The organism is Neisseria blantyrii (assembly GCF_962747855.1).
Lineage (GTDB): Bacteria > Pseudomonadota > Gammaproteobacteria > Burkholderiales > Neisseriaceae > Neisseria > Neisseria viridiae.
In genome coordinates this window covers 1-18,423 of record NZ_CAUIZY010000004.1, presented here as the reverse complement: position 1 = coordinate 18,423, position 18,423 = coordinate 1, and the positions used below count along the sequence as shown (strand labels likewise).

At 50.7% G+C, this 18,423-nt stretch carries 19 protein-coding genes; 12 read left to right on the top strand and 7 right to left on the bottom strand.

What is annotated here, in order from left to right; translation table 11 throughout:
- Window positions 1-18: 18 nt before the first annotated feature.
- The gene (radC, locus tag Q9J80_RS04735) at window positions 19-696 is read right to left on the bottom strand and encodes a RadC family protein (RefSeq protein ID WP_118792614.1); all 678 of its coding nucleotides are present in this window, start codon (window positions 694-696) and stop codon (window positions 19-21) included.
- Between the two features lie 27 nt (window positions 697-723).
- Between radC and Q9J80_RS04730 the strand changes: the two genes are divergently transcribed.
- Window positions 724-846, top strand: coding sequence for a hypothetical protein (locus Q9J80_RS04730; RefSeq protein WP_301001438.1), 123 nt, complete (start codon window positions 724-726; stop codon window positions 844-846).
- Here the strand turns inward: Q9J80_RS04730 and gshA are convergent.
- Entirely contained in the window at window positions 820-2,169 is a 1,350-nt protein-coding gene (gene gshA, locus Q9J80_RS04725; RefSeq protein WP_304671662.1) for a glutamate--cysteine ligase, read from the bottom strand. The genes Q9J80_RS04730 and gshA overlap by 27 nt on opposite strands.
- Before the next feature lie 258 nt (window positions 2,170-2,427).
- On the opposite strand from gshA, the gene leuC reads away from it, so the two are divergent.
- From leuC to Q9J80_RS04685, 8 genes are all read left to right on the top strand, one after another.
- Window positions 2,428-3,837, top strand: coding sequence for a 3-isopropylmalate dehydratase large subunit (gene leuC, locus Q9J80_RS04720; RefSeq protein WP_304671663.1), 1,410 nt, complete (start codon window positions 2,428-2,430; stop codon window positions 3,835-3,837).
- Between the two features lie 95 nt (window positions 3,838-3,932).
- Entirely contained in the window at window positions 3,933-4,187 is a 255-nt protein-coding gene (locus tag Q9J80_RS04715; RefSeq protein ID WP_301672945.1) for a hypothetical protein, read from the top strand.
- Between the two features lie 61 nt (window positions 4,188-4,248).
- Window positions 4,249-4,890 (top strand): 3-isopropylmalate dehydratase small subunit, encoded by a 642-nt coding sequence (gene leuD / locus Q9J80_RS04710; protein ID WP_107819337.1) that lies wholly within the window; start codon window positions 4,249-4,251, stop codon window positions 4,888-4,890.
- A gap of 68 nt (window positions 4,891-4,958) precedes the next feature.
- Window positions 4,959-5,627 carry a DUF2625 domain-containing protein gene (locus Q9J80_RS04705; protein ID WP_301672944.1) on the top strand — a complete coding sequence of 223 codons (669 nt, stop codon included), beginning with the start codon at window positions 4,959-4,961 and terminating at the stop codon, window positions 5,625-5,627.
- Between the two features lie 97 nt (window positions 5,628-5,724).
- Complete coding sequence (locus Q9J80_RS04700) at window positions 5,725-6,186, top strand: NanQ anomerase/TabA/YiaL family protein (RefSeq protein ID WP_301672943.1); 462 nt, start codon at window positions 5,725-5,727, stop codon at window positions 6,184-6,186.
- Window positions 6,187-6,277: 91 nt separating this feature from the next.
- Window positions 6,278-7,348, top strand: coding sequence for a 3-isopropylmalate dehydrogenase (leuB, locus tag Q9J80_RS04695; RefSeq protein ID WP_301672942.1), 1,071 nt, complete (start codon window positions 6,278-6,280; stop codon window positions 7,346-7,348).
- Window positions 7,349-7,510: 162 nt separating this feature from the next.
- On the top strand, window positions 7,511-8,074 hold the full coding sequence (locus Q9J80_RS04690; protein ID WP_301672941.1) for a YceI family protein: 564 nt from the start codon (window positions 7,511-7,513) through the stop codon (window positions 8,072-8,074).
- Between the two features lie 41 nt (window positions 8,075-8,115).
- A complete protein-coding gene (locus Q9J80_RS04685; protein WP_301672940.1) occupies window positions 8,116-8,589 on the top strand; it encodes a TonB-dependent receptor domain-containing protein in 474 nt (157 codons plus the stop codon).
- A gap of 82 nt (window positions 8,590-8,671) precedes the next feature.
- On the opposite strand, the gene rpe is transcribed toward Q9J80_RS04685, so the two are convergent.
- A complete protein-coding gene (gene rpe / locus Q9J80_RS04680; RefSeq protein WP_301672939.1) occupies window positions 8,672-9,355 on the bottom strand; it encodes a ribulose-phosphate 3-epimerase in 684 nt (227 codons plus the stop codon).
- 157 nt (window positions 9,356-9,512) lie between these two features.
- Between rpe and Q9J80_RS04675 the strand changes: the two genes are divergently transcribed.
- Entirely contained in the window at window positions 9,513-9,947 is a 435-nt protein-coding gene (locus tag Q9J80_RS04675) for a Spy/CpxP family protein refolding chaperone (RefSeq protein ID WP_107819235.1), read from the top strand.
- 12 nt (window positions 9,948-9,959) lie between these two features.
- Here the strand turns inward: Q9J80_RS04675 and Q9J80_RS04670 are convergent, their stop codons facing one another.
- The 3 genes from Q9J80_RS04670 to Q9J80_RS04660 form a co-directional block, all read right to left on the bottom strand.
- Window positions 9,960-10,823 (bottom strand): ATP-binding protein, encoded by an 864-nt coding sequence (locus Q9J80_RS04670; protein ID WP_304671669.1) that lies wholly within the window; start codon window positions 10,821-10,823, stop codon window positions 9,960-9,962.
- Between the two features lie 7 nt (window positions 10,824-10,830).
- On the bottom strand, window positions 10,831-11,448 hold the full coding sequence (locus Q9J80_RS04665) for a riboflavin synthase subunit alpha (RefSeq protein WP_301672938.1): 618 nt from the start codon (window positions 11,446-11,448) through the stop codon (window positions 10,831-10,833).
- Between the two features lie 161 nt (window positions 11,449-11,609).
- Complete coding sequence (locus tag Q9J80_RS04660) at window positions 11,610-12,224, bottom strand: molybdenum cofactor guanylyltransferase (protein ID WP_301672937.1); 615 nt, start codon at window positions 12,222-12,224, stop codon at window positions 11,610-11,612.
- Window positions 12,225-12,429: 205 nt separating this feature from the next.
- Here Q9J80_RS04660 and Q9J80_RS04655 point away from each other — a divergent pair, with 205 nt between their 5' ends.
- Both Q9J80_RS04655 and Q9J80_RS04650 read left to right on the top strand, forming a co-directional pair.
- Window positions 12,430-14,199: a histidine kinase gene (locus tag Q9J80_RS04655; RefSeq protein ID WP_304672853.1), complete on the top strand. Its 1,770-nt coding sequence runs from the start codon at window positions 12,430-12,432 to the stop codon at window positions 14,197-14,199.
- Window positions 14,196-14,852, top strand: a complete 657-nt coding sequence (locus tag Q9J80_RS04650; RefSeq protein WP_301911305.1) for a response regulator — start codon at window positions 14,196-14,198, stop codon at window positions 14,850-14,852. Before Q9J80_RS04655 ends, Q9J80_RS04650 begins: the two co-directional genes overlap by 4 nt.
- 135 nt (window positions 14,853-14,987) lie before the next feature.
- Here the strand turns inward: Q9J80_RS04650 and Q9J80_RS04645 are convergent, their stop codons facing one another.
- Window positions 14,988-18,326, bottom strand: a complete 3,339-nt coding sequence (locus tag Q9J80_RS04645; protein WP_304672852.1) for an autotransporter family protein — start codon at window positions 18,324-18,326, stop codon at window positions 14,988-14,990.
- Between the last annotated feature and the right edge of the window lie 97 nt (window positions 18,327-18,423).

The window sequence follows — 18,423 nt, the reverse complement described above, 5'->3', positions numbered from 1 at the left end:
CGAATGTAAAACAGGGTGTCAGGGCATCAGCCCGAGCTGCCTGAACGAACAGACGCTTTGCGCCGTTACGATAAAATGGTCGAGCAGGGAAACATCGACCAGCGACATGGCCTGTGCCAGCCGCCTTGTGAACATGATGTCTTCCTGCGAAGGTTCGGGCGAACCGCCCGGGTGGTTGTGCGCGATAATCAGGCTGTCCGCATACTCGTCCAAAGCCAGTTTGACGATTTCGCGGATGTAAATCGTGTTTTCCGCAACCGTACCGCGCGACAGCTCCCTGACCGCAATCAGTTGGTTTTGGCGGTTCAACAGCAGCGCGACGCTGACTTCGACTTTTTCCTGCCCCAAATGAAAGCGTAAATAATCAGCAACGGTATCGGGATCGGATAAGGTAATTTCTTCTTGCAATTCTTCCGACAATATCCGCCTCCCGATTTCCCTGACTACGGCGAACTGTGTGAAACTCGCCGTCCCCATACCCTTGTATGCCGACAGTTTGCCGACCTCCGCGCTCATCAGCTTCCCCAAGCTGCCGAACTCCTGCAACAGATAGCGCGCCAAATCGACCGCGCTCATCCCGCGCGTTCCGACGCGTAAAAGGATTGCCAAAAGTTCGGCATCGCTCAACGCCGCCGCCCCGCGTTCCAACAGCTTTTCCCTCGGCCTTTCGCCTTCCGGCCATTGCTTGATGCTCATGTTTTCCCTTTTTTAAAATAGTCTGAGATGCCGTCTGAAACAGATATTCCCACACGCCAAATATCCGAAATGCCGTCTGAACCGGATTTCCGCTTCAGACGGCATCTGTATTTCAAAACAGTCTTACGCCGTTTCTTCCAACTCGATTGAAGCTGCCAAAAGCGACAGGCGCGCCATCACGCCGTACACATAGAGGCGGTTGTGGACATTATCGACATCGCAGTCTTTTTCGGATCGCGGCATACCGAGCGAATCCCATTGTTCGAATACGCGTTTGCAGGCTTCGGGGGCTTCTTGCGAATTATCGCCGTTACCGGTCGGAATACTGTTGGACAGCGGAACAAACACCATACCGCCGGCGTTGAGGTTTTCGTCCGCACCGCGCCCTTCGTGTACGCGGAAAAAGCCGCCGATGACGAAGCGGTCCATCATATAGACGACGGGTTCGCACACCGCGCCGTTTAAGGTTTCATAAGTATAAATCCCTTCTTGTACAATCACTTCGCTGACTTCCAAGCCTTCTTTGACTTTCGCCATTTTGTTGCGGTTTTTACGGTTCAAGCCGCGCACTTCGTCGGCGGATTTGACGCTCATCACGCCCATGCCGTAAGTGCCTGCGTCTGCTTTCACAATAACGAAAGGCTGGTCGGTAATACCCAGTTCGTCGTATTTGGCTTGAATTTTCGCCAATACGCGTTCTACCGCTTCCGCCAACGCGTCTTCGCCTTCGCGCTCTTGGAAGTCTAAACCGCCGATTTTTTCAAAATAAGGGTTAATCTGCCACTCGTCGATGTCGATCAACTTGGCAAATTCGGTGGCAACTTGGTTATACGCGCTGAAATGATCTGTTTTGCGGCGCGTCGTCCAACCGCCGTGCAACGGGGGTAATACGGTTTGGCTGATGTCTTTGAGAATGTCGGGAACACCTGCGGACAAGTCGTTGTTCAACAAGACGACGCAAGGCGAAAAACCGTCTACAAGATGGACGCGCTCGCGGGTACGCAATAAAGGTTCCAACAGGATTTTGTCACCCAACGCGGTTTCAAACTCGGTCGGCTCGGTTACCTCAGGATTCAGGCTGCCCAAGCGCACTTCATACCCTGCCGAGCGCAAAATCTCGCTGAGGGCGTAAACGTTTTGCAGGTAAAACGTATTGCGCGTGTGGTTTTCGGGAATAATCAATACGGATTTCGCCGTTTCGCAGGCGCGTTGCACCGCATCTTGCGCGGCAACCGCCGCCAGTGGGATGAAATTCGGATTCAGATTATTGAAGCCGCCCGGAAACAAATTCATATCGATAGACGAAATTTTGTAACCGGCGTTGCGTATATCGACCGAACCGTAAAACGGCGGGCGGTACGCGTTCCACTGCGTGCGGAACCACGCTTCGATTTTGGCGTGATTGGACAGGATTTTTGCCTCAAATGCCTGAAGTTGCGCCGAATGTTCGGGCGACATAACCGGTAATTTCATCTTTCGTCTGCCTCTGTGTGTTTTTGACAAGATGCAGATAATAATGCCTTTGAAAGAATGACGACAAGTATTCTTTCATATCGGATCATTCTTTAGATATAACTGTTTACCAAAATGGACAATATGTCTAATTTTTTCGTTAAAATTGTTTACAACATAACACCGACTCAAAAATTAGACAAAATCTGTTGCGCGGTATAAAGAATACGTCTAAAATCCGCCCAATCCGCATCACCATTTATCCAAAAGAACAACATCATGACAGCACAAACCCTTTACGACAAACTCTGGAACAGCCACGTCGTCCGCGAAGAAGAAGACGGCACCGTCCTGCTTTACATCGACCGCCATTTAGTACACGAAGTAACCAGCCCGCAGGCGTTTGAAGGTCTGAAAATGGCGGGGCGCAAGCTGTGGCGCATCGACAGCGTCGTTTCCACCGCCGACCACAACACCCCGACCGGCGATTGGGACAAAGGCATCCAAGACCCGATTTCCAAGCTGCAAGTCGATACGTTGGATCAAAACATCAAAACATTCGGCGCACTCGCCTATTTTCCGTTTATGGACAAAGGTCAGGGCATCGTCCACGTTATGGGGCCCGAACAAGGCGCAACCCTGCCCGGTATGACCGTCGTCTGCGGCGACTCGCACACTTCCACCCACGGCGCATTCGGCGCACTGGCGCACGGCATCGGCACTTCCGAAGTCGAGCACACCATGGCGACCCAGTGCATTACCGCGAAAAAATCCAAATCCATGCTGATTGCCGTTGACGGCAAATTAAAAGCGGGCGTTACCGCCAAAGACGTGGCGCTTTACATCATCGGCCAAATCGGTACGGCAGGCGGTACGGGCTACGCCATCGAATTTGGCGGCGAAGCCATCCGCAGCCTTTCGATGGAAGGCAGGATGACCCTGTGCAATATGGCGATTGAGGCAGGCGCGCGTTCCGGTATGGTCGCCGTCGATCAAACCACCATCGACTATGTCAAAGGCAAACCTTTCGCACCCAAAGGCGAGGCATGGGACAAAGCCGTCGAGTACTGGCGCACGCTGGTGTCTGACGAAGGCGCGGTTTTTGATAAAGAATACCGTTTCAACGCCGAAGACATCGAACCGCAAGTTACTTGGGGCACGTCGCCCGAAATGGTTTTAAACATCGGCGGCAAAGTGCCGAATCCCGCCGAAGAAACCGATCCGGTCAAACGCAGCGGTATGGAGCGCGCACTCGAATATATGGGTTTGAAGGCAGGCACGCCGCTGAACGAAATCCCTGTCGACATCGTATTCATCGGCTCTTGCACCAACAGCCGCATTGAAGACTTGCGCGAAGCCGCCGCCATCGCCAAAGACCGCAAAAAAGCCGCCAACGTACAGCGCGTATTGATCGTCCCAGGTTCCGGTTTGGTTAAAGAACAAGCCGAAAAAGAAGGCTTGGATAAAATTTTCATCGAAGCCGACTTTGAATGGCGCGAACCGGGCTGTTCGATGTGCCTTGCGATGAATGCCGACCGCCTCACGCCGGGTCAACGCTGCGCCTCCACGTCCAACCGCAATTTTGAAGGCCGCCAAGGCAACGGCGGGCGCACCCACCTCGTCAGCCCCGCTATGGCCGCCGCTGCCGCCGTTACCGGACACTTTACCGACATCCGTACGATGGCGTAAGTATTTTCAGGCGGTCTTTAAGAATTTGACGAGGCCGTCTGAAATATGTCCCGTAAGGCAGAAACGCCTTAATACTCAAACCAAGGAGTTTAACCATGAACAAACTTTTCATTACCGCCCTGTCCGTCCTCGCCTTGTCCGCCTGCGCCGGCACTTGGCAGGGTGCGAAACAAGACACCGCCCGCAACCTTGATAAAACACAGGCCGCCGCCGAACGCGCCGCCGAACAAACAGGCAACGCCGTCGAAAAAGGCTGGGACAAAACCAAAGAAGCCGTCAAAAAAGGCGGCAATGCCGTCGGACGCGGCATTTCCCATCTCGGCGAAAAAATCGAAAACGCCACCGAATAACCGATTTGCGATGCCGTCTGAAACCGTTTCAGACGGCATCGTCAGCACAAGACGCAAACCCATGAAAGCCTTTACCAAAATTACCGCCATCGTCGCCCCGCTTGACCGCAGCAACGTCGATACCGACGCCATCATCCCCAAACAATTTCTAAAATCCATCAAACGCAGCGGCTTCGGCCCTAATGCCTTTGATGAATGGCGTTACCTCGACCACGGCGAACCGGGCATGGACAACGGCAAACGCCCGCTGAACCCCGATTTTTCCCTGAACCAACCGCGTTACCAAGGCGCGCAAATCCTGTTGACGCGCAAAAACTTCGGCTGCGGCTCCTCGCGCGAACACGCCCCTTGGGCATTGGACGACTACGGCTTCCGCGCCGTCATCGCCCCCAGCTTTGCCGATATTTTCTTCAACAACTGCTACAAAAATGGCCTTTTGCCTATCGTTTTGACAGAAGAACAGGTTGACCAGCTTTTCAAAGAAGTTGAAGCCAACGAAGGCTATCAGCTCTCCATCGACCTTGCCGAGCAAACCCTGACCACCCCTAGCGGCGAAACATTCACATTCGACATTACCGAACACCGCAAACACTGCCTCTTAAACGGCTTGGACGAAATCGGACTGACCCTGCAACACGCCGACGAAATTCACGCCTTTGAAGAAAAACGCCGCCAAAGCCAGCCTTGGCTGTTTAACGGTTGATATACAAAAGGCGGTCTGAAAAATTTAAGTGTTTCAGACGGCCTTTACTGAATGTATTGGGATAGACCATGAGATCATTCGACGAATTAATCCAAACCCAAGACCCTGCGTGGCCATTGATTCAAGAGTGGCTTACAGAAGCGGTAAACAGCGTTGAAGTTTTGCCACGTACGCTTGAAAAGGCAAAGGAAGAACTTGTCAAAACCCAAGTAACAATACGTTCGTTTATGGGTGCTGTCGTTTATGAAACCGGCGGTATCCTTATCGATGACGGTTGGTTACGGATACTTGGTTCTGGCAGCGCGAAGCTACCTCGTGGTTTGGGAAGTTGGAATCTAAGCCTTACACAATCCGAGCCAGCAGGCCCTGCTCCCTATTATCTGTTTGCCGATGATGTTGCTGGAGGCTATTTTGCGATTAATGGCGGAGAATTGAATGGCAAAGTAGGTAATATTTTCTACCTACCACCGGATACACTGGAATGGGAAGATTGCGGTAAAGGTTATGGCGACTTCTTAAATTGGGCATTGACTGGCGATTTACAGTTGTTTTACGAAAACCTGCGTTGGGAAAATTGGCGCGAAGAAATCCATGATTTGAATGGCGACAGCGTTTACACGTTCTTTCCGTTTTTATGGACTGAAGAAGGCAGCGATATAAACCAAGTTAGCCGCAAGCGTATTCCTATTGCTGAACATTATGCTTCCACTTTGAATCTGCAAAACACAACTCCATAAAAAGCCCTTTCAGACGGCCTTGTTGTCATAATCCCAATAAAGCGTCCTTAAAACGTATTCTTCACATCCTGAAGTTTAATTTCTACCTAACCACACCATGATTACCGACACCATAAGCAATGCTGCCCGCTACGCCGCGCTGCATCCTGACTTTGCCGAAGCCTTCCATCTGTTGCAGACCTTGGATTTTGCCAAACTGTCGGACGGTCAAGTGCCATGCGAGAATCCCAATATCCGTATTTTTATCGGCAGCGAGCCGATGAGGACTAAAGACGAAGCCCAGCCTGAAGCGCACTTAAAACACATTGATATTCAAACACCGATTGATGGCAACGAAACATATGGCTGGATAGACAGAGGCCGTCTGAAAAACGGTTTGGGCTACAACGAAAAGCACGATATCGAGTTTTTCAACTGCGAGCCGGAAACCTGGTTAACCTTGGAGCCCGGAGAATTTGCGCTATTTTTCCCAAATGATGCGCATGCCCCATTGGTCGGCGACAGGGCAAACATACGCAAAGTTGTTTTTAAAATCCGTATCGAAACAGAGCGTCTATAACGGCATCTTGGCATCGCATCCGACCTCTAAACCTGCCCGAACCTTTTTCAGACGGCATCTACACTCTTTATTGACAAAAAAAGGAAAAACAATGACCAAACATATCGCTATCTTGCGCGGCGACGGCATCGGCCCTGAAATCGTCGCCGAAACCGTCCGCGTACTCGATAAACTTATCGCCCAAGGCTTGGACGCCGGCTACGAATACGCCCCATTGGGCGGCGAAGCCTACGACGAATACGGCCATCCTTATCCAGAATTCACGCAAAACCTTTGCCGTAAAGCAGATGCGGTCTTGCTTGGTGCAGTCGGTTCTCCTCAATACGACAATCTCGACCGTCCGCTGCGCCCTGAACGCGGCTTATTGGCCATCCGTAAAGACTTGAATCTGTTTGCCAATTTGCGCCCTGCCGTCCTCTACCCCGAGCTTGCCAACGCCTCCACGCTCAAACCCGAAATCGTCGCCGGTTTGGATATTTTGATTGTGCGCGAACTCACCGGCGATATTTATTTCGGCGAGCCACGCGGCATCCGTGTTCTGGAAAACGGCGAACGCGAAGGCTACAACACCATGAAATACAGCGAAAGCGAAATCCGCCGCATCGCCCACGTCGCCTTCCAATCCGCCCAAAAACGCAGCAAAAAAGTCTGCTCCGTAGGCAAAGCCAACGTATTGGAAACCACCGAACTGTGGCGCGAAATCTTTGAGGAAATCGGCAAAGAATACCCTGATGTCGAACTTTCCCATATGTATGTGGACAATGCCGCCATGCAGTTGGTACGCGCGCCCAAACAGTTTGACGTGATTGCCACCGGCAACATCTTCGGCGACATCCTCTCTGACGAAGCCTCTATGCTGACCGGCTCCATCGGTATGCTGCCTTCTGCTTCTTTGGACGAAAACGGCAAAGGCCTGTACGAACCGTCTCACGGCTCCGCCCCCGACATCGCCGGACAAAACAAAGCCAACCCGCTGGCGACCATCCTCTCACTTGCCATGCTGCTTCGTTACAGCCTGAACGACGAAGCCCGCGCGCAACAAGTTGAAAACGCCGTACAAAAAGTGCTGCAACAAGGCTTGCGTACCGGCGACATTTACGAAGAAGGCACGAAACTCGTTTCCTGCTCCGAAATGGGCGATGCGGTACTCGCCGCCTTGTAAAAAAACAAAGCGCGGATCACACCGCGCTTTTTCATCCGCCCTTTTCCGCTCGCCCCTTTCGTCAACCGCCTGCAAACCCACCGTTTACCGGCAGGAAATGCCATAAATCCCCGCCTATGTTAGGATAAACGCCTTTATCGGCCCACACAAAGGATTATCATCATGAAAAAAATCATCATCGCTGCGCTCGCAGCAGCCGCCATCGGCACTACCTCCGCCGCCACCTACAAAGTGGACGAATATCACGCCAACGCCCGTTTTGCCATCGACCATTTCAATACCAGCACCAACGTCGGCGGTTTTTACGGTCTGAGCGGTTCCGTTGAGTTCGACCAAGCAAAACGCGACGGCAAAATCGACATCACCATTCCCGTTGCCAACCTGCAAAGCGGTTCGCAACACTTTACCGACCACCTGAAATCAGCCGATATCTTCGATGCTGCCCAATATCCGAACATCCGCTTCGTTTCCACCAAATTCAATTTCAACAGCAAAAAACTGGTTTCCGTTGACGGCAACCTGACCATGCACGGCAAAACCGCCCCCGTCAAACTCAAAGCCGAAAAATTCAACTGCTACCAAAGCCCGATGTTAAAAACCGAAGTTTGCGGCGGCGACTTCAGCACCACCATCGACCGCACCAAATGGGGCGTAGACTACCTCGTTAACGTTGGCATGACCAAAAACGTCCGCATCGACATCCAAATCGAGGCAGCCAAACAATAAAATCTTTGATAGGAATCAATAAAGATGCCGTCTGAAAAGGTTTGGAAATCGAGCTGACCCAACTTTTCGACCTGAAACAATACGGACAACTCGAACTGCGCCTGTTTGCCGACAGGGTCCGCAATCATGCCGACGACAAAGACAGTAGGAATGCGGACTCAGACCGCCTGCGCAATGACGGCTACTATATGCCCAACCTGCCTGTTTCCCGCTACGGGCTGGGTGCAAGCTGGAACAAAGGGGCATGGCAAATCGGCAGCAGCCTGACCCGCTACGCCGCTGCCAAACACACCAGAAACATGGCTGCGGCATACAAAGAACCCTCACTCGGCTCCTACGCCCTGCTCGATGCCTATGTCAGCCATACGCAAAAACACGGCAGATACAGCACAGAATGGTTCTTGGACGGCCGAAACCTGACCAACCGTACCGCACGCGCGCAAAACTCCATCCTCAAATACATTGCGCCGCTGCCCGGACGTTCTATCCGCGCCGGTGTGAGAATTTCGCTGTAAACATCAAATACCGCCTGTAAACGAAATGCCGTCTGAACATTCTTCAGACGGCATTGATTTATTTCAAATACCGATACAGCGTTCAATCTGCCACTTTTTTCAATTCTGCACGCATAGCACCGATGACTGCCTTGTAATCCGGTTTGCCGAAAATCGCCGAACCTGCCACAAAAGTATCTGCGCCGGCTTGGGCGGCAGCGGCGATATTGTCGGTTTTGATGCCGCCGTCCACTTCAATGGCAATACGTCTGCCGCTTTTCTCTTCATAGCGGTCAAGTATGGCACGAACCTGTCTGATTTTTTCCAAAGTGTGCGGAATGAAGCTCTGACCGCCGAACCCGGGGTTGACCGACATCAGCAAAACCATATCCAGCCTGTCCAATACGTTTTCCAACAGATATACGGGCGTTGCCGGATTCAACACCAGCCCCGCCTGACAGCCCATGTCCCGAATCAGGCTCAAGCTGCGGTCAATATGGCGGCTCGCTTCGGGATGGAACGTGATGATTGATGCTCTTGCTTTGGCAAACGACTGAATCAGGTCGTCCACGGGTTCGACCATCAGATGCACATCGATCGGCACGCTTGCATAAGGCTTCAACGCCGCGCAAACCATAGGCCCGAAGGTCAGGTTCGGCACATAATGGTTGTCCATCACGTCAAAATGGATCAGATCTGCACCTGCCGCAATGACGCTTTCCACCTCTTCGCCAAGCCGTGCAAAATCTGCTGATAAAATGCTGGGTGCGATACGGTAAGTAGTCATGTTTTTTTCCTTCAATATCCTTTTACGTTCCGATTCCGCCGTTATGTCTGCCTGCCGGACATACGTACGCATTATTAACAAAAGTTAACCGCGATAATACCATCTTTCACACGTCAATCTAGTATATTTCCTAAAATTTCCAACAAGAGGAAAAGCCGTGCCACTGCTCGCTCCCTGCCGTTTTGCCAAACCTGCCGCCTCTTTTTTAAGTATGGCTTTGCTTTCCTGCCAGCTTTCCCACGCCGCCACGGCTTATATCCCCCTGAACGATTTTCAACCGAACTGCGACATACGCCGGCTCGGGCTGACACAGGGTCAGCACAATGAGCTGCGTAAAATCCGCGCCGCCTTCAAAATGGCGGGCGACAGGGCGCGTTTGAAGGTTATGCATTCCGAACACAGCCGCCGCCGGTCTGTCGTTGAAATCATTTCTTCGGATGTTTTTAATCGGAACGAGGCGCGCGATTATGTCGAAAGCCGCTACCACTCCAGCATGGATTTTGCGGTGGACGAATTGGAAATCCAACACCGCTTCTTCCATATCCTCACACCGCAACAGCAGCAAATGTGGCTTTCTTCCTGTCTCAAATAACTCCTAAAAAACTTACAGCATCCGTTGTTCCGGCAGCCTGCCCGCCCAGTCGCAGGCAAACTGCCAAGCGGAACGTCCCGAGCGGTTGCCCCGCATCTGCGCCCACTGCAACGCCGCCGTCCGGGCGGTTTCGTCATATGGCACATCAAAATCTTCCAACCAGCTTTGCACTGCCGACAGATAATCGTTTTGATCGAACGGATAAAAGCTGAGCCACAATCCGAAACGGTCCGATAGGGATACTTTTTCTTCTACCGCTTCTTTCTGATGGATTTCTCCGCGCACGCCTGTCGTACCTGCATTTTCATCCAAATATTCAGGCATCAGGTGCCGTCTGTTGGAAGTCGCGTACACCAGCACGTTGGCGCAACGTTGGGACAGACCGCCGTCCAATGCCGTTTTCAATGCCTTATAGGTTTCGTCGCCACTTTCAAATGACAAATCGTCGCAAAACACAATGAATTTTTCCGGGCGTTCCTTCAAAAGCGTCAACAGATACGGCAGGCCGATCAAATCGCTTTTATCGACTTCGATCAGGCGCAATCCCTTATCCGCATATTCGTGCAGCAGGGCTTTGACCAGCGAGGATTTGCCTGTTCCGCGCGCGCCGCTCATCAATACATTGTTCGCCGGTCGGCCGGCAATGAATTGTTCGGTATTACGCACCAGCAATTCGGTTTGCCTGCCGACTCCGGCAAGCCGCGACAAAGGGAAAACGTGCGGATCGGGCAAGTGTTCCAAAAAACCTTTTTTGCCCGCACTCTGCCAGCGGAAGGCAAGCGCGTTCCAGTCCGTATGCCCGGGTTCGGGCGGAAGCACGGCATCCAAACGCCGCAAAACGGCATAGGCTTTATCGAGAAATTCGTTCAATTCCATCTCTATCTCACTTTGCATATCTTTGCGCCATCAGCCGTTCGACGGTATCGACGATTGCCTGCGTATTCGGATCGATTTCGATGTTGATCCTGTCTCCGGCCTTTCTGCTGCCGAACAGCGTCCGTTCCAAAGTTTCAGGAATCAGATGGACATTGAAACGGCTGTCTTCGACTTTACCTATGGTCAGGCTGCAACCGTCCAAGCCGACGAACCCTTTGGTCAGGATATAGGGTTTGAGTTCGTGCGGGAGCGCAAACCAAACCGTGCGGTTGAACCCGTCCTGTTCGATTTCGACAATGGGCACGGTTGCCATAATGTGTCCGCTCATCAGGTGTCCGCCGATTTCGTCGCCGAAACGCGCCGCCCGTTCGATGTTGACGCAATCGCCTTCCTTTAACAGCCCCAAATTGGTTTTTGCCAAAGTTTCCGCCATTAAATCGAAGCTGACACGGTTTCCTTCGATTTCGGTAATCGTCAGGCAGCAGCCGTTGTTGGCGACCGATGCGCCGCGTTGCAGATTGTCCGCCGCCTCTTGCGGAAGCTCGACGACATAAGTCTGAAACGCCTCCGACGGGCGGTGAATTGCCGTCAGTTTTCCCAATCCTTGAACAATGCCTGTAAACATAATCCTGTTTCCTTATGTCGGTAAAATAGTACAAATTGTAGCATTTCCCCGCGAAAAATGCCGTCTGAAACGCCTTCAGACGGCATTGTGCCTCCGGTTCGGGCAAAAACCGCCCGGTACGTCTTGACCTTTCCTTTCCGCGCCGGTCGGCAGTGTTGCCCTTATCCCTCCTGCAAATCGGTTTGCGTGTTCAAGTCGGCAAAATGCCCGTCAAACTCGAATCTGACCGGCCGCGCCCTTTGCTGCTGCAACCAGCTCCTCAATGTTTTCATACCCGAAAACAGATAAGGAATCGCGCTTTGCAGAATTTGCGGACGGATATACATAATGTTGTAGTACATCGTTACCGGCGTTTCCACATAAAACGCATTGCACAACGGTGTGCGTTTGGAGACGCTTTCAAAGCGCGCGACCAAATCGTCCGGCAGGTACGGCATATCGCACGGCACAACCAAAAGCCAGTCGGCAGTCGCCAACTGCAAATCGTTGGCTGCGGTACACAATGCCGAAAGCGGGCCGAAATGCTGCCACTGCCGCGCATCAGGAAAAACGTGCGGGCTGCGGCGGGCATATTCTTCCAAATTCCGGTTGGTACTGATGGCGATATGGCTGACCTGCGACCTGACCCTGTCGATGACATGGTCTATCAGTGCCTTACCGCCCAAAAGAGCAAGCCCCTTGTCCTCGCCTCCCATACGGCTCGCCTGCCCGCCGGCCAGTATCAGAGCAAAAGTTTTCATTGCAGATGTTCTCTTGGAAAAGTTCGAGGTTTTCATGATTGCAGTCTGTCGTTTCCAATAGTTCAAAATGCCGTCTGAAGCAGACGGCAAATAAATTCATATTATTTGAATTTTATCATAACATGATTTAACACTGAAGCGGTACGGATTAAGTTTTCCTTAACCAATTCTTTCTGAGCAGTTGTATCTAATCCCAAAGAATGATATTGTTTGCATTATTTAGAACAATTTTTCGCCGAGCATGATACTGCCAGCCCGTTTTTCAGACGGCATCAGCCTTTCCCTTCGCCTGAAACTCCTGACCGGACTGTGGGTCGGGTTGGCGGCACTGTCTGTCGTTTTGACACTGCTGCTCTCTTTGCGCTTGGAAAACGCGGCCTCCGTCATCGAAGAAGCGGGCAACTTGAGAATGCAGGCATACCGTCTGGCATACATGGCGGGTGAAGGCTCGCCCCGTGCGCAAATCGACAATCAGATTGCCGAATTTGAAAAAAGTTTAAAACGCATTGCCCAAAGCGATGCCATCCATCCGCTGATTCCCTCCGACAACCCCCTTGCCTACGATTTGATACAATCCATGCTGATTATCGACTGGCAGGCAAACATCCTTCCCCCGCTGCAGGCCTACCGCCGCCCGACACAAGTCGAACTTTACCGCTTTGCCGGCAATATCGAACTGTTTTTGCAGGCATTGGAAAATGCCAACGAAAAAAACACATGGTGGCTCAGGCGGTTTCAATGGGCGATTATGCTGATGACGCTGGTGTCGTCTGTACTGATGCTTTTTTGGCATCAAATCTGGGTTATCCGCCCGCTTCAGGCATTGGGAGAAGGTGCGGAACGCATCGGTCAGCGGCATTTCGACATCCCTGTTCCCGAAGACGGTACGCCCGAATTCAAACAGGTCGGCCGCTGTTTCAACCAGATGGGCGGCAAACTCAAAGCCCTGTACGACAATTTGGAAGGGCAGGTTGCCGAACAAACCCATAACCTTGAAAAGCAAAACCGCAACCTGACCCTGCTGTACCGGACCACGCGCGACCTGCATCAATCCTATACGCCGCGACAGGCGGCGGAAGAATTTTTGAACCACATCCTGCCCGCCGTCGGCGCGCAATCCGGCAGCATCTGCCTGGAAAACGGTTCCGACACAGACATTTCCGTCCATACGGCCGAACACGGCAAAAAGCCCCCTTTGGAAAAATACCATGACGAAACCTTTCCCATCGAATATCAAAACGAGAAACTGGGTATGCTTTCGCTCAGCTTTTCAGACGGCATTTCCCTCACCGGAGACGACCGCACACTGCTTCAAACCCTGATTCGGCAATTGGGCGTATCGCTTGCCGGCGCAAAACAGGAGGAAGAAAAACGCCTGCTTGCGGTATTGCAGGAACGCAGCCTGATTGCACAGGGGCTGCACGACAGCATCGCACAAGCATTAACGTTCCTGAACCTACAGGTACAGATGCTGGAAACCGCCTTTGCCGAAAACAAATGGGAGGAAGCCGCAGAAAACATCGGCTTCATCAAAACAGGCGTGCAGGAATGTTATGAAGATGTCCGCGAACTGCTGCTCAACTTCCGTACCAAAATCAGCAATAAAGAATTTCCCGAAGCCGTTGCCGACCTGTTTGCGCGCTTCACGCAACAGACCGGCACAACTGTCGAAACCGCTTGGGAAAACGGCTCGCACCTGCCTACACAGGACGAGCAGCTCCAAATGATTTTCATCCTTCAAGAAAGCCTGTCCAACATCCGCAAACACGCCCGCGCCACCCATGTAAAATTCACCCTTTCCGAACACGGCGGACGCTTTACCATGACCATCCAAGACAACGGACAAGGTTTCAACACGGAGAAAATAGGAGAACCTACGGGCAGCCATGTCGGACTGCACATCATGCAGGAGCGTGCCAAGCGCATCCATGCCGTTTTAGAAATCCGTTCCCAAGCCCAACAGGGAACCACCGTCTCATTGACGGGCGCACCCAAAGAAAGCCTACTATGACCATCAAAATCATCCTGATAGACGACCACACCCTCTTCCGCAGCGGCATCAAAGCCCTTTTGTCGCGCCAACACGGTTTTGAAGTCATCGGCGAAGCCGCAGACGGCCTCTCGGGCATCAAAATGATCAGCCGGCTGCAACCCGATGTCGTCCTGCTTGACCTTGATATGCCCGGTATGAACGGACGCGAAGCACTCTCCCAAATCATCAGCATCAATCCGCAGCAGGCAGTGATTATGCTGACCGTTTCCGAAGACAACGACGATTTGACCGAATGTATGCGCATCGGCGCGCGCGGCTACCTGCTGAAAAACATCAACGCCGACTTTCTGCTCGAAAGCATACGCAAAGCCGCAGAAGGCGATAATGTATTCTCGCCCGAGATGACCGCCAAACTCGTCAAAAGCCTGATTTCCCCGCAACCCGCCCAAGGAACGCAGCCGCTCTCCTCACTTACCCCTCGTGAACTGGAAATCTTGGGCTATCTCGCCGCAGGACACAGCAACAAAATCATCGCCCGCCACCTCGATCTTGCCGAATCCACCGTCAAAGTCCACGTTCAAAACCTGCTCCGCAAACTCAACCTCAGCAGCCGGGTGCAGGCCGCCGTTTACGCCATCCGGCACAACGTCCCCCAACCTGTGCTGGAATAGGCGTTCAGACGGCATCGGGTCAGGAAGAAAAGCAATGCACCCCTTTGACGGGGTGCAATATATAAGGGACGGCATCCGGTGTGCCGTCCCTTTAAGTACGCCATTACTGCCGCCCCGAACGGGATGGCAGGCGGTTTATTTCCAAGAATATTTCATCCCCGCAGTGCCTTGGCAGCCGTGATGTTTGTTGCCGCCGAATGATTTTCCGCAACGGGCATCGACATAAAGGTAAGTGTTTTCACTTAAGGAGAATTGAGTGCCTAAGCCTAATTCCCACCAAGTGCGGGCAAACTTCCCGGCTAATTTGTCCGACCCGATTAATGCGTTGCCCCTTGCTTTAAAATCGTGCCAAATATTGCCGGTGAAATAATAGGTGCGCGTGCGTTGCTTATCGTTCGGTTGGTTATGCGCCAAACGGAAACCGACACGGCCGCGCAAACCGTAACCTTTTTGCGAAACGGAACGGGTGCCGTCGTTAAAGTTACTTAAGCGCAAATATTGTGCAATCAGTTGCGTTTGCGGCTCTAAAATCCAGCTATCTCCGTTGTTGGTTTTGTCTTTACCTAAGGCGTAAGGGCGGCCGGTTTCCACTGAAAGGGCTGCACCCCAGCCGTGATTTCTCGCACCTGTGCCATCAACGGATGAATAACGATTATTTAACCAAGAAAGCTGCCCCACCAAATCAATGTAAGTGCCGTTTTCATGGTAACGCGTATCGGTTACACCAAGATTAAGTGCGGTAGTTTTTACGTGGGAAGTTAATTTATCTGCAATCACGATGCCGTTTTTCGCGCGGTATTCATCATAGAATTTGCTGTGAGAACGTAACACGCCGAAATACAGACCGGTAAAACGACGGGTAAGTTTGCCCTCATCATCTTGTTTGGTTTTAACATCAAAATCGTGTCCCACTTGGAAGCCGTACATATTGGTTTTGAAACCAAAACGTTCTTTTCCGTCGAGTTTGAGGTGTTTGCCGATTACGCGCCCCCAAGATTGTTTTTCCACATCTTGCCAATAACTGCCTTGCTTGTCCCAAGAAAGGGTTTGGTTTTCGCCACGGCGTTGGTGAAGTGTATCCAGCATCGCATAGCCTGATTCCAAGTTTTGACGCGGAACGAGCGTATAGGCCGGCGCGCTTGGCGTGATGATGGTTTTATCTTGATTCGGCGTGGTTAAAGTCCAGAAGTATTCTGTCGCGCCCGCCTCATCTTTGCGTGAAACCAATTGCAATTCCCCCGCCCCTGTGGTTTTTGCTGTACCGGTAAAGGTTGAACGCGTATTGTAAGCGTAAGGTTTGGTTGCATCCGTAGAATTTATTTCACCGTTTGCTGTTCCTTTGTCATCACCTAAAACTTTAATCACAGGGACACTACGTTTGTAGCGATCGGCAAGTTCGCCGATTGAGCCATCAATAACATTTTCAGTACCATCTGTTTTAACGGCTTTAACAGTCGTATTACCGGAGGCATCGCCTGTAATCGTTAATAAATCTGATTCTGAATTTGTGCCGAGATAATCTCCCGGGGTATTCCACTTGGTGTTTACTTCTAACACACCATCTTTACCAACATAATTCCCTTCAATGGTCAGTTTGTCTGCATAGGATTGATTCGCGAGGGTGATGATACCGCCATTGGTGAATGTTCCCTTTTCAAATACAGAAGTTGTACCCGATAAAGAAATGCCGGTATTAGATAGGGTTAGCCTACCGCCTGATAGCAATGTAGTTCCTTCGGGCGTTGTTAATGATGTGCCTTTTTCAAGGTTAAATGTTGCCTTTGTCAGTTTTATCGTTCCAATATCTGATGTGTATTCTATTGTCCCGTTCGCAATTTTTAGCACGCCGTCTGTAATAGGGAGTGTCAACTTAAATGGTTTTTCTGTCCCATCAGGCTTAATAAGCGTACCGGATGCGCCAAATAACAATCCTTCGGGAACGGTAATGGTTCCATCGGTAATTGTTTTACTGATGCTTGCATTGCTGTGATTATGTACTAATTGAATTTTATAGTCGGTGCTTGCTCCAGTCGCATTTTTTGAAGCATCTAGTACCCCACCATTGGCAAGATTCACATCATAAGCGGTCGCACGTTGGACAGCTTCATCGGCTTTCGGTGCCAATTCCCAAGTTGCGTTATGATCAACGACAACATTAAGCTTAGAGCTTAAGCCCGCCCTTGAATGCTGATGCGTCAAGCCAATCGCTTTTGCTTTATTATCTAGCGTAAAAGTGAGATCTGAGGCTTTGGTTGTTGCTAATTTTGTTTCAGCCAACCAACCTTTATTTGCCGCCCTTGCTTCCGATTGCTCACCTTTTAATAAGAATTTTGCATTTTCGGCAACAAATTCCCCATTGTTAAACCAGCTGGCGACTTTACCTCCTGCAAAAGATACTGCAATGCTGTTTACATTCTTGGCATCCGCGACAATCAATGAGGCATTTTCAGAAGTGGTTGAAATTTTAGTATTATTTAACCGCACTTCTTGATCTTTATTCGGTTCGTTACGGGAAACATTATCACTGACAATCCAGTATGTAACCTTGGTAGAGTAATCTTGCGTATCAAATACAATAGCGGAATTACCCGACTTGATTTTTCCTGAGCTGGTTTCACTATCCGCGATTAAACGGGATTTTGTTCCGAACAAACGTACCGCAGCCGAATCCTTCGTCTCGGAAGTATCAAGCTCCATTTTGCCTGTCGAGTTGATTACCGCACCTTTGTAATCATTAGGTTTATCTGTGTTAGGTAATTCCGGTTTGCCGATTTTCAGTGCTGCGGAATATTTACCATTTGCTTTTACAGTGATTTTGCTGTCTTTTAAATTGGCTTCCGCGCCATCACCTGCAATGTAGATACCCACTAAATAATCGCCAATTTTTGCGGTTGATTTATCTTCAACGTCAATGGTTAATAATTTTTCAGAATTTAAAATAGGGGTTGAATGAGCGGAGTCTTTTCGATAGATCCTAATCCCTGAAAGTTGATGACCAAATGGAGCAGTTGCACCGCTAAAGGTTCGGGAGCCTAGTTTGGTATCTGGAGTATTATCTACATTAATATTGGCATCATCTCTTAATGTTAAAACAGTCTTATTTTTGCCCCCACCCCCATAATCATACCCAACCGCAATGCCATAAGCTGCATTGGAGTCTGGAGACATACCAGGATCTCCCTCACTGGCTAAAGTAACAGCAATATCGGTTTTTCCTTGAATTTCTTCGCTGCGATCGCCACGAATAATAATGGCTTTTGGATAAGTGTGGTTTTTAGGGTCTTGTGGTGTAACCGTGATATTTACATCACCAGCAACGGTGTTTGTAGCATCGGTTACTTCGTGACCAATAGGAAGCTCACCAGAAATTTGTTTATTTTCGTTAATACTGGAATATTGAGCTGAAAAAGCTGTTGCAGAAAGAGAAGAAATCAAAATGCTCAAAAGCGTTTTGCGATAGGGAAATGGTTTCATAAGGGAGCCCGTAATTTCAGAACATAAAGATAAGTAAAAATTGATGCCAATCATTTTAATAAGAATGAACTTACTAAAATTTTACCCCCCCCCCCCC